Raw genomic sequence first — 11,232 nt, 5'->3', positions numbered from 1 at the left:
CGATTTTTTTGTTGGTTCGTTTACATCCCCCGTTGATTTCAGTGGGTATTTTTTTTGTTGAGAAATTCAACGGGGGTCTTTCACTCACATTTCAAGATAAATTAATCAGGTAACCCTGAATTTTTTAAAGGATTGCCTACTTCAAAATAGTCCTCCATCCATAAATCCCCCAAAGTTGCACCATTATTTAAAAACTCTTTAATCCCTCTCATATTAGCTGTATTTTTAGCCTGAGTAAAACCTTTTTTATCTCTATATAATACCCACAATTCTTCAGGTCTTAAACAGTCAATAAAAAAAGGAGAATGACTTGTTACCATCAACTGACTACTGCTAGATGCCGAGCGACATTCTTCAGAGAGTTCAGGGAGTAAGCGAGGATGAAGGTGATTTTCAGGCTCTTCAATTCCAATTAATTGAGGAGGAAAAGGATCATATAAAACAGTCAAATAAGCTAACATTTTTAATGTTCCATCAGAAGCAAATTTTCCCAAAATTGGTTCTTTAAACGGTGCATCTTTGATCTGTAATAAAAGTTGTCCATTCGGCATAATTGAGGCTTCCACTTTTTCTAGTCGGGGGATACGATGAGAAAGACTATGTAGAATATGCTCTAATCTTTGAGGATGATCTTCTTTGAGGTATTGAATCACATTAGGTAAATTGTCTCCTGTGGGAGATAGTCTTTCTTGTGCGCCTGCGTCTGGTTGGGTGCGAGTATTATCCGCCGTTAAATATGATAAATACCAACTGGTAATAAATTTTCTTAAAGCGCTAACTCTAGGATGTTTAGCAAATTGTCCTAAGGTGTTGACAGCAATAAATTCAGGAGATTCTAACTGTTCAAAAATTCGTTCATCTTGATCATCTGGCATTTCTCCACTAACTACTTGTCCTTGACCTTTTTTAAAATCCAAAAAACGAAAGGGTTTACCGTGACTACCCCTACGCCAGTGTAACCATTCTTCGCTAATGAAAGGACGATTATTTTTTTCGTCAATGGCTAAATGATAGGTAATTAAGGGATAGTCGTTTCTTTCTCTATATTTAATTTCAATGATGATTGGTTCATTACTACCTCTGGTGCGTAATTCTCGAAATCTCCCTCGTCTATCCCATGCTTTGCGCAAACTTTCGGTAAAACATTCTGATAAAAAAGCAAAAACATCAAATATAGTTGACTTTCCACTACCATTAGGACCTAAAAAAACAGTTAGAGGGGTAATATTTTTTAACTCTAGGTTATGCAATGCTCGATAATTTTGTACTTTTAAATTTTCGATTCTAGGAATTGATTTATTCAACATATTTGTTTCTTTGACAAACATCCAAATGAAAAAGTAGGCATCGCTTTACAAATTTCTTAATTTTTATCTAAATTAGGTAAAACTTAAATTATAAAGGGTTATTTTTTTCAGGAAATAAAGTTAATAGTAAACGATTAATATAAACTTGACCTACTACCGCATCAGACTTAGGCTCTACTTTTTGCTCTCTTAAATCTTCTTCTTGCTCTAATACTGCCTCTTTTGACGGGGCAACGGGCGCTGAAACCTCCTCACCCCAAACATCTTCCACTAAAGGCTTACTTTCTGGTTGTTTCGGGGTAGATATTTGATTCTCCGAATATTCACGAGAAGAATCACCCTTTACTATACCACTGGGTATAACAGCTAAATTATCAATACTTGTATTGTAAATCGTTACACAAGCACCAAGAGAAACTTGAGTGCCGATGGTACATTGTCCAAAAATGAGACAACCAGCGCCCACAATCGTATTTTGTTTGATCTCGATGGTAGAGTCAGGATAGGCGGTAATAATTGTACCCATACCTAAGCAAACTCCAGCATGAATGATGATAGTAGAATTTTGAGGTGCATTCAGAATAACCCCATCAGCAACAATAGCGCCCTCCGCAATGCGCACATCGCCCCTAATTTGAATTGTGTTGATAGTTGGTTGCAAAATGGGTAATGACATTCGGAGTTTTTAGTGGAAAGGGTGGAAGGGTGGAAGGGTGGAAAGGGTGGAAGGGGTGGAAAGGGTGGAAATTTATGATCTTCCTCTGCTTCCTCTGCTCCCTCTGCTTCCTCTGCTTCCTCTGCTGCCCTGCTTCCTCTGCTCCTCTGCCTCAACTACGGGCGCTGGATAATCTTCTCTAATACCCGTCTTTTAGCGTTGCTATCAATGCCGATGAGGCGCACGTACTCCCCATCATGATCTTTTAAACAAGCCTCAAGAGCGCTGATTACCTCAGGTTCACGGGTGGCTTGAATAGGGGAACAGCTTTGCCAAGATTTAGATTTAAAACGGCGCAGGTCAGCGTGTTCAGTCCCAATCTTGTAACCTTGAGATAATAAAGAACGTAATTGGCTAATGACCTCATCTCCTAAACGACTGCTAACAGTATGACCATTACGACCATTACTTACTGCCACATTACTGCTATCACTAGGAGTAGTAACAGTTTGAGCGGTGGGGGTATCTCCCGGACGCTGAATCATCATTTCTAAAACTCGGCGCTTGGCATTGGTATCAATACCAATAAGGCGTACATACTCCCCAGTATGATCTCGCATACAACCCTCAAGGGCGCTAATAACTTCCCTTTCGTTAGTGCTATTAATAGGAGAACAACTTTGCCAAGATTTAGATTTAAAACGGCGCACGGTAGCGTGTTCAGTACCGATTTTATAACCCTGAGCTAACAAGGCTTTTACCTGTTGTAAAGCATCAGCACTCAAACTACTACTAACCGATCCGCCATTACTAGGGCGAGGGGCGCTGTAACTACCATTACCAGAAGTCGTGGCGGTTTCTCCCGGGCGCTGGATAATGGTTTGAGAAAGTCTGACTTTCGCTACTGGATCAACTCCAATCATACGAACATATTCCCCGGCAAATTCTTGTAAATAGCCTTGTAAAATTTTAATGGCTTCGTTAGGGGAATTAGTGGTAATACTCGGCGCAGTTAACCAAGACTTAGATTTAAAACGGCGCACGTCAGCGTGTTCAACACCGATTTGATAACCATTTTGAATCAAATTGCGTACTTGTCCCGTAATATCATCACCACCACCTGTGGTAACAGAAACAACCTTTTTGCCATTTAAAACAGGAGAAGCCGAAGTGATATTAATACTAGTGGGTTGTCCCGGCGTGTCTGAAGGGCGCTGGATAATAACTTCCGCCACTCTAGTTTTAGCTTGATTATCAGCGCCCACCAAACGCACATACTCTCCCTGATGTTGGTGCAAGAAACCTTCTAATTCAGCTAAAACTTGATTTTCTTGGGTAGCATGAATAGAACCCGTTAACCAAGATTTAGTTTTAAAGCGACGGGCGCTGGCATATTCTACGCCTATTTTATAACCTTGACGGAGTAAAGAACGAACCTGATTTACTATATCTGTATTTAAACTCATATCAGTTGGGGATTGATAACTATGATTATTTTTATTATTATGATGAGACGAAGTAGAACTACTCTCAGTTTTAAATTTAGTTAAACAAGCATTATCCTGAGCGCAGAGATAACCCTCGGCGAGAGCTTCATTAATATGAACCACATGGGAAGCAAACTCCCGATCTTCTGGTTGTACATCAGGAAGACGATCAGCCTGTTGCTGATTTGTGATAATTGCCCCGGAAGGAATATACTTACCCGGCGGAATTTCCACGTCTTGAATCAAAACGTGCATCATGATGATACACCCATCACCCACCCGTGCATTAAAAACTGTAGAGCGGAAACCAATAAAACAATTATTGCCCACATAAGCTGGTCCATGAATCAGAGATAAGTGAGTAATACAAGTTTCATTACCGATCCATACTGAGTAATCCTTGCCATCGTCACCCCTAACTCGACCTTTTTCCAAACCGTGGATCACCACTCCATCTTGAATATTGCTATCATTACCGATATAAAATGGTGTACCTTCATCAGCACGAATAGATGTACCCGGAGCGATCATTACATGAGAACCTACCGTTACATCACCAATGAGATTAGAAAAAGAGTGAACATAGGCAGTATCATCCACCCTCGGTTCAGCCAAATCTTTTGACCAAGGAGTAGGAGGAGCTGCCATTTTTGGGACGCGCATGAAAACCTCCAAATTTTTTAAATAACAATCAAGACAAATAGAAGTTAACCAGTCCCTCAAACATTAGCTAAACAGACTATTTGCTAAATCTTAGACCCTTTTAGGAAAAGTACATAAAGAACAGATTTTAATACATTCTTTCTTCATCTTTTTTGCTGTATAGCTTACCAGATGCTACCGTCACCGTATCAATAATACCTACAACCATGGCATCTACGGGGCGATCTTCTTGTCCACTTTCCTTCCGCGCGGCACTACCTCTAGTAATCAGTACCCACTCCCCTAATCCAGCGCCTACAATATCTCCAGCTACTTCATAAGTAGGCAGAAGATGACCATCAGCATCGATTAACTGAACTAATAACAGTTTTACCCCCGTGAGGGTGCGGGATTTATGATTACTGACCACAGTACCGCATACTTGGGCTATTTGCACTATTTTAAACCTTTAATTATGGTCTGCGTAAAGGACGAGGGTTGATACTTTCTCTGAACTGTTCTACTTCTTCGGTGTAACGAATAGGCAGTACATATTCGAGGTTTTCGTGAGGACGAGCGATGATATGGTGAGATAACACCTGACCACCATTAACTCGTTTCACGTTTTCAATGCCTGCGGAAATAGAGGCTTGTACTTCTGATACATCCCCACGCACGATAACCGTAACACGACCGCTACCAATTTTTTCGTAACCCACTAGGGTGACGCGCGCTGCTTTTACCATGGCATCGGCGGCTTCTACTACGGCTGGAAACCCCAAGGTTTCAATCATTCCTACTGCTATTGACATAATCGTTACTTTTTTTTAATTTGAACTGAAATTATCTTAAAAGTAGTTATTAATAACTACGGAACTGTTCTACTTCTTCGGTATAACGAATAGGTAAGACGTATTCGAGGTTTTCGTGAGGACGAGCGATAATATGGGTAGAAAGCACTTGACCACCGTTAACACGATTAGCGCCCTCAATCCCAGCGGCGATGGATGCTTGTACTTCTGATACATCCCCACGCACAATAACCGTAACACGACCGCTACCAATTTTTTCGTAACCCACTAGGGTGACGCGCGCTGCTTTTACCATAGAGTCTGCCGCTTCTACTACGGCTGGAAACCCTAAGGTTTCTATCATTCCTACTGCAATGGACATTTTTTTTATTACTATTGAGAGCTAAATGGTTGACAAATTAATTAAAATATGTTAGTAACTTCTAAATTGTTCTACTTCTTCGGTATAGCGAATAGGCAGTACATATTCAAGGTTTTCGTGGGGGCGCGCAATGATATGGGTAGAAAGCACTTCTCCACCATTGACACGATTAGCGCACTCAATGCCAGCGGCGATGGATGCTTGTACTTCTGATACATCACCTCTGATGATCACAGTAACACGACCGCTACCAATTTTTTCGTAACCCACTAGGGTGACGCGCGCTGCTTTTACCATAGAGTCTGCCGCTTCTACTACGGCTGGAAACCCTTTGGTTTCTATCATTCCTACTGCAATGGACATTTTTTCTCCTTGATTTTATTTATAAGGTAGTTCAAATATACTATCCTTGTTGACGAGAAATCTCTATTTTTCAGATAAAGATATAACTAAACCACAAGAATTTAACGCTCATTTATAGAGTTAATTCTACATTAATTTAGCAATATTTAGTTTTATCTATCATAAGCATAAACAAGGGCGGTAACTTTGACAAGATAAAAGATGATGATATTTATTAATCTCTTTCTTCATGATTTTTAATCACTCTTGAATGTCAAAAATTTTTCTTGTTTTTTAAAGTTTTGTAAAGAGGTTTAAAGGTAAAATGATTAAAAAAGGCAGAGGCTATTTTTGCCTCCACCTGATTTGGGTTTAACTAATCCCTTAGAAACGGGTAGAGTTAGGTTTGTGAACAATAAAGCTCACAGTCTGACACTGTCTGAGGTTATCAAAAGCAATAACTCGAATAAAAGAGTCAGAGTATTGACCTTTACACTCGCGCACTTCATTTAATACTTCTTGGGGAGAAACGGCATTAAATAAAGGTAATTTCCACAAAGTCCAGTGGTGATCGGTAGGTAAAGGGTCTTTTTCAAATTCTACCGCAGGAATAAATCCTTGGTCTAATAAATATTGTACTTGTTTGACGATTTGCTGATCTGTTAAAGGAGGTAAGTAGGAGAGTGTTTCGTAACGACGCTCTTTAGCTAAAGTTTGCATTTTTATTCTTCCTTGTTGTCTGGTTGATTAGATTTTGTGTCTTGGTTAATTTCATCTTCAGAAGATGAATTAGTTTGAGTTAAACGCTCTAAAAGATAACGGCGGTGTTCCATATTTGATTGCTCAATGTTGGTTTGCACTAACTCAGGCAAAAACTCTAGGGTTTTCTTGGCGATTTCTTTCCTTACCGTCAAAATTCGTAACACTAACTCTTTATTTTCCTTCATCATTTCATTGATATAGTTATCGCTGTCTTGGAAGGGGGTGCGCGCTGAAAATTCTCTCAGCCAAATGGCTAAACCCGGGTTAGTTTCTGTTAACTGTTCGATGATCAGCTTGACGGCTTGATAGGTTAGATAATTTTGCACTACCCGCGCCGTATCTTTAACGACTTGTTTATAAGTCATAGTTAGGAGTTTTAATAATCAGTTTTCAGTAAGCCGGTTATCATCGACCATCATTAATGATTTTATTATTCTTAATGGTTATAGAATTTATGTTCACTAATGACCTTTTAGAGGTGGAGGGCGCACGATTTACCGATCCCTAATTAAAATGACCACTTAGAGAGTATCAACGGTATCGAACTCGAATTTAATTTCTTTCCAAAGTTCAAGAGCTGCGGCTAACTCAGGGCTCCAACGTCCAGCCTCACGAAGTACATCATTACCTTCGCGCGCTAGGGAACGACCTTCGTTACGAGCTTGAACACAGGCTTCTAAAGCTACACGGTTAGCGGTTGCACCCGGTGCATTACCCCAAGGGTGTCCGAGAGTACCACCACCGAATTGTAAACAAGAATCATCACCGAAGATTTCCACAAGGGCTGGCATATGCCAAACGTGAATACCACCAGAAGCCACGGGCATTACACCGGGTAAAGAAGCATAATCTTGAGTGAAGAATACACCACGAGAGCGATCTTCTTCTACATAGTCTTCACGCATTAAGTCAACGAAACCTAAAGTTACAGCGCGATCTCCTTCCAATTTACCAACTACAGTACCAGAGTGTAAGTGGTCACCACCAGAAAGACGAAGACACTTGGCTAAAACACGGAAGTGAATACCATGGTTTTTTTGACGGTCAACTACAGCGTGCATGGCTCGGTGAATGTGTAATAAGATACCGTTGTCACGACACCATTTAGCTAGGGTAGTGTTGGCGGTAAAACCACCAGTGAAGAAATCGTGCATAATGATGGGGGCGCCCACCGACTTAGCAAATTCAGCCCGTTTGAGCATTTCTTCGCAAGTACCCGCAGTAACGTTGAGATAGTGACCTTTAATTTCGTTAGTTTCACCTTGTGCTTTCTTTACAGCTTCTTGAACGAATAAGAAACGGTCTCTCCAACGCATGAAGGGTTGAGAGTTGATGTTTTCGTCATCTTTGGTGAAGTCTAAACCACCACGGAGACATTCATAAACCGCACGACCGTAGTTTTTAGCAGATAAACCTAGTTTAGGTTTAATGGTGCAACCTAATAAAGGACGACCGTATTTGTTTAATAAGTCACGCTCAACGGTAATACCGTGGGGAGGTCCTTGGTAAGTTTTGATTAAAGCAACGGGGAAACGAATATCCTCTAAACGGAGGGCGCGTAAGGCTTTGAAACCAAATACGTTACCGACTAAAGAGGTTAAAACGTTGGTGATTGATCCTTCTTCAAATAAGTCCATGGGGTAAGCCACAAACACAAAGTATTGATTATCTTCACCCGCTACAGGTTCAATATTGTAACAACGGCCTTTGTAACGGTCTAAATCGGTTAAACCGTCAGTCCATACGGTAGTCCAAGTACCAGTAGAAGATTCCGCTGCTACTGCTGCTGCACACTCTTCGGGGGGAACTCCTGCTTGGGGAGTCATTCTGAAACAAGCGAGTAAGTCCGTATCCTTGGGGGTGTAGTCAGGGGTATAGTAAGTTAAACGATAGTCCTGAACACCAGCTTTAAATCCAGCTTGCGCCATTCTTGGTATCCTCCAAATATATAATTTTTCTTTATAGCTTTATCTTTAACAACCTCTTAATTTAGAAGTCAGTTTCTAGTTTTTGCTTTTTCGACTTTCAATCCTACCACGAAGGGGATCATCTTTTTAGTTATTTTATTTTTTTTATATTAATTTTTTTTCTACTCTTGATTAATTTAACTAATCTTAGATTCCTATAGTTATAACTTGTCTAGGTCTTTTTACCTACTAGCTTTAATGGCAAAACAGTATTTTTTATATATTTCTTTACATTTAAAGATAATTTAATTTTTCAATAATATTAATTATAAGTTTTAATTATGCTTTTGGCTGTAAAGGTGTCAGGTAGCAGGTATTAGGTATTAGGTTACATTTAAACTCTTGACTTATAATAATTGCATTTTAAAAATACTCAAAGCCATACCGATTAAAGTGTACATTAATTATTTTTTATTAATTTGTCATAACTACTGTAGGAGAGCCAAAATCATTGATACAAATGAGCAATTTATGAAAAAAAACGATTTGGTTTAATTCTTTAATTGATAAGCATTACACCTGACACATGCACTTATCAGGCATTCTTGCATCGAACTGAGGTATTAAGGATTTGATTTGTCGAAAGAGGAAAAAGGAATAAACATGGCATCACCAAAGGAATAGAAACGATATTTTTCTTTGATAGCTTCTTGGTAGATTTGTAATAGTCTTTCTCTGCCCATCAGCGCACTCACCAGCATCAATAAGCTAGATTTGGGTAGATGAAAATTGGTAATCAAACCGTCAATAACCTGATACTCGAATCCCGGATAAATAAATAAATCAGTTTTACCTCGGAAGGGGTGAAGGGCGCCCTCCACCGCAAAACTACCTTCTAAGGCTCGTACTACTGTTGTACCAACGGCAAAAACTCTACCGCCTTTTTCTTTGGTTGTTTTAATAAGATTAATGACATTTTCATCAACTTCGATCCATTCTTGGTGCATTTCGTGGGTTAAAATGTCTTCCACTTCCACGGGGCGAAATGTGCCGATACCCACATGAAGGGTTATGAAAGCAGTTTTAACTTGTCTTTGACTTAATTCTTGAAAGAGATTTTCGGTGAAATGTAAACCGGCGGTGGGCGCTGCTATGGCGCCCTTCTTCTCGGCATAAATCGTCTGATATTGTTCATCTAATGCTTCTGATTCAGTGACATAGGGAGGAAAGGGAATATTACCTAAAATATCTAGCACATCCCAAAAAGATTCGCCGTCAGTGGTGATAAATTGTAAAAAGCGCCCTCCGGTGGCATCATCTTTGCCTGTGACGGTGGCAGTTAATCTAATTTTACCTGTAGAGTCTCGAAAAATGATTTCTGAATCAGTGGTAAAGCGCTTACCCGGTTTCACTAAGGCTAACCAACAAAGGGGAGATTTTTCTTCTACTAATAATACTTCTACTGAAGCGCCTGTACTTTTTTCTCCGTATAATCGAGCTGGAATTACTTTAGTATTATTGAATATTAATAAATCATTGGGCAATAGTAATTCGGGAAGATTACAAAAAATAGTATGATCAATACCCTGATGGGGTTTGACTACCAGCAAACGAGAGCTATCTCGGGGAGTAACAGGGTTTTGGGCGATTAATTCTGGTGGTAAAATGTAATCGTAATTGGATAGTTGTAAATCTGGATTCATTTATGAATTATGAGTTATGAATTATGATTTTTTCTGGTGTTTATTATAATTGTGCCAATAATAGCAATTAACTGATTTGATTCATCTAATAATAATTCCAGTCGATTTTTTAGATCAGGCTCAGTCACTATTAGTATTTTTAACCAATAATTTGTTTCTCTGGCTTCTTTTTGAGCAATGGATAATTTACTAATAAATCGGCTTTACTCTGTCCACTTTGAGCCTCAGCAATATTTGCTCCGATTGAAGTTCCAGACCTTATTAATTGTTTACTTATATCATATCCAGTTCCACTATTTTCTCTTAAAAACTTACAAAGTTTAACAATTCTGACACTAAATTCTAAACTTCTTTCCTGTATATTTTGAACACCCATTGTTTAATTTTTTTCTCATAATTTATATTTACATATGATTCATAACTCATAATTCATAACTCATAATTCATAACTCACAAGATTGGGCGGTAATGTGATGACGATAAGTAAACATATCACGGAGACGGGCGCTGATCCACCAATCTAAGCAAAACTCACTTAATGGCTCTCCCCATACTTCATACTGAATACTATCTGTTAATCTGGTGTAATTACCCTCTGCTTGAAATTGATGGCGATGAATCCATAGTTTCATAGGCCCTTCAATTTGTTGATCCGTAAATAGTTTATACTCTTCATATTCTACATGGCGCGCTAACCAGCGCACGTCAAACAAGCCAAACATTAATAAAAATTCTGTTTCTGCGCCAATATCCAAACCACCTTCTCTTCTGACTACTTTTACCGGTTGCCATGGTGGAGTTAATAATTCTACAGCGTCTTGTCTTTGATGAAAATTCCAGACTACGGTGAGGGGCGCTTTAATCAAACTAGAGTGGGAAAATTTTAACATTCTTCGTAGTTAAGGATTTCTGGGAGAATTACTGGAATATTGTAACACTACAAATTAGTAAGATTAATAACTTGATTGAATGGGATCATCTACTGGAGGATGTCTTCCTATTAATATATCAGCAGAACGAATATTAATAACCCTGTCTCTGTTAAGAAGTAAAGTTTCAACTGTTACTTTGCCAATGGCAGTTAAAGAGATGATAAAGAGTTGATCAAATGACCAATTGACACTCCCACCACTAAACCCTACGGGTTATAGTGGGGGATTCTTGGTTCACCGACTCGCCGTTAGACGACAGGTTTGCACCAATCGCCCAAGAGGGCAAATCTCCCCAAGCGTATGTTCCCGTATGCCCTACGGT

Annotated in this window: 12 protein-coding genes and 1 pseudogene; all 13 read right to left on the bottom strand. The window is 39.3% G+C overall.

Features of this window, described 5'->3' with window-relative positions; translation table 11 throughout:
• Positions 1 to 101 precede the first annotated feature (101 nt).
• Positions 102 to 1,307 (bottom strand): AAA family ATPase, encoded by a 1,206-nt coding sequence (locus tag IGQ45_11110; protein ID MBF2057737.1) that lies wholly within the window; start codon positions 1,305 to 1,307, stop codon positions 102 to 104.
• Between the two features lie 88 nt (positions 1,308 to 1,395).
• Positions 1,396 to 1,983 (bottom strand): carbon dioxide concentrating mechanism protein, encoded by a 588-nt coding sequence (locus IGQ45_11105; protein MBF2057736.1) that lies wholly within the window; start codon positions 1,981 to 1,983, stop codon positions 1,396 to 1,398.
• Positions 1,984 to 2,138: 155 nt separating this feature from the next.
• The gene (locus tag IGQ45_11100; GenBank protein ID MBF2057735.1) at positions 2,139 to 4,112 is read right to left on the bottom strand and encodes a ribulose bisphosphate carboxylase small subunit; all 1,974 of its coding nucleotides are present in this window, start codon (positions 4,110 to 4,112) and stop codon (positions 2,139 to 2,141) included.
• A 127-nt stretch (positions 4,113 to 4,239) separates the two neighbouring features.
• Positions 4,240 to 4,548, bottom strand: a complete 309-nt coding sequence (locus tag IGQ45_11095) for a EutN/CcmL family microcompartment protein (protein MBF2057734.1) — start codon at positions 4,546 to 4,548, stop codon at positions 4,240 to 4,242.
• Positions 4,549 to 4,564: 16 nt separating this feature from the next.
• Complete coding sequence (locus IGQ45_11090) at positions 4,565 to 4,903, bottom strand: carbon dioxide-concentrating mechanism protein CcmK (protein ID MBF2057733.1); 339 nt, start codon at positions 4,901 to 4,903, stop codon at positions 4,565 to 4,567.
• 49 nt (positions 4,904 to 4,952) lie between these two features.
• Positions 4,953 to 5,264 carry a BMC domain-containing protein gene (locus tag IGQ45_11085; protein ID MBF2057732.1) on the bottom strand — a complete coding sequence of 104 codons (312 nt, stop codon included), beginning with the start codon at positions 5,262 to 5,264 and terminating at the stop codon, positions 4,953 to 4,955.
• A 51-nt stretch (positions 5,265 to 5,315) separates the two neighbouring features.
• Positions 5,316 to 5,627, bottom strand: coding sequence for a BMC domain-containing protein (locus tag IGQ45_11080; GenBank protein MBF2057731.1), 312 nt, complete (start codon positions 5,625 to 5,627; stop codon positions 5,316 to 5,318).
• A gap of 363 nt (positions 5,628 to 5,990) precedes the next feature.
• A complete protein-coding gene (locus IGQ45_11075; GenBank protein MBF2057730.1) occupies positions 5,991 to 6,326 on the bottom strand; it encodes a ribulose bisphosphate carboxylase small subunit in 336 nt (111 codons plus the stop codon).
• A gap of 2 nt (positions 6,327 to 6,328) precedes the next feature.
• On the bottom strand, positions 6,329 to 6,733 hold the full coding sequence (locus tag IGQ45_11070) for a chaperonin family protein RbcX (protein MBF2057729.1): 405 nt from the start codon (positions 6,731 to 6,733) through the stop codon (positions 6,329 to 6,331).
• Between the two features lie 156 nt (positions 6,734 to 6,889).
• Complete coding sequence (locus tag IGQ45_11065) at positions 6,890 to 8,296, bottom strand: form I ribulose bisphosphate carboxylase large subunit (GenBank protein ID MBF2057728.1); 1,407 nt, start codon at positions 8,294 to 8,296, stop codon at positions 6,890 to 6,892.
• A gap of 602 nt (positions 8,297 to 8,898) precedes the next feature.
• A complete protein-coding gene (gene queA, locus IGQ45_11060; protein ID MBF2057727.1) occupies positions 8,899 to 9,978 on the bottom strand; it encodes a tRNA preQ1(34) S-adenosylmethionine ribosyltransferase-isomerase QueA in 1,080 nt (359 codons plus the stop codon).
• Between the two features lie 14 nt (positions 9,979 to 9,992).
• A pseudogene (locus tag IGQ45_11055) lies at positions 9,993 to 10,354 on the bottom strand (four helix bundle protein).
• 67 nt (positions 10,355 to 10,421) lie between these two features.
• Positions 10,422 to 10,868: an SRPBCC family protein gene (locus tag IGQ45_11050; protein MBF2057726.1), complete on the bottom strand. Its 447-nt coding sequence runs from the start codon at positions 10,866 to 10,868 to the stop codon at positions 10,422 to 10,424.
• Positions 10,869 to 11,232: the final 364 nt, after the last annotated feature.

The sequence above is a fragment of the Cyanobacterium sp. T60_A2020_053 genome (assembly GCA_015272165.1).
In the GTDB taxonomy this organism is placed as follows: domain Bacteria; phylum Cyanobacteriota; class Cyanobacteriia; order Cyanobacteriales; family Cyanobacteriaceae; genus Cyanobacterium.
The sequence above is the reverse complement of the archived record's forward strand: the minus strand, read 5'-3'. Positions and strand labels throughout refer to the sequence as shown.

Excerpts from the sequence above, each read along its gene's own strand:
- IGQ45_11090 (MBF2057733.1), bottom strand. The coding sequence starts at position 4,903 with ATGTCAATAGCAGTAGGAATGATTGAAACCTTGGGGTTTCCAGCCGTA.
- IGQ45_11100 (MBF2057735.1), bottom strand. The coding sequence starts at position 4,112 with ATGCGCGTCCCAAAAATGGCAGCTCCTCCTACTCCTTGGTCAAAAGAT.
- IGQ45_11070 (MBF2057729.1), bottom strand. The coding sequence starts at position 6,733 with ATGACTTATAAACAAGTCGTTAAAGATACGGCGCGGGTAGTGCAAAAT.
- IGQ45_11050 (MBF2057726.1), bottom strand. The coding sequence starts at position 10,868 with ATGTTAAAATTTTCCCACTCTAGTTTGATTAAAGCGCCCCTCACCGTA.
- IGQ45_11065 (MBF2057728.1), bottom strand. The coding sequence starts at position 8,296 with ATGGCGCAAGCTGGATTTAAAGCTGGTGTTCAGGACTATCGTTTAACT.
- IGQ45_11105 (MBF2057736.1), bottom strand. The coding sequence starts at position 1,983 with ATGTCATTACCCATTTTGCAACCAACTATCAACACAATTCAAATTAGG.
- IGQ45_11080 (MBF2057731.1), bottom strand. The coding sequence starts at position 5,627 with ATGTCCATTGCAGTAGGAATGATAGAAACCAAAGGGTTTCCAGCCGTA.
- IGQ45_11110 (MBF2057737.1), bottom strand. The coding sequence starts at position 1,307 with ATGTTGAATAAATCAATTCCTAGAATCGAAAATTTAAAAGTACAAAAT.
- IGQ45_11085 (MBF2057732.1), bottom strand. The coding sequence starts at position 5,264 with ATGTCCATTGCAGTAGGAATGATAGAAACCTTAGGGTTTCCAGCCGTA.
- queA (MBF2057727.1), bottom strand. The coding sequence starts at position 9,978 with ATGAATCCAGATTTACAACTATCCAATTACGATTACATTTTACCACCA.
- IGQ45_11075 (MBF2057730.1), bottom strand. The coding sequence starts at position 6,326 with ATGCAAACTTTAGCTAAAGAGCGTCGTTACGAAACACTCTCCTACTTA.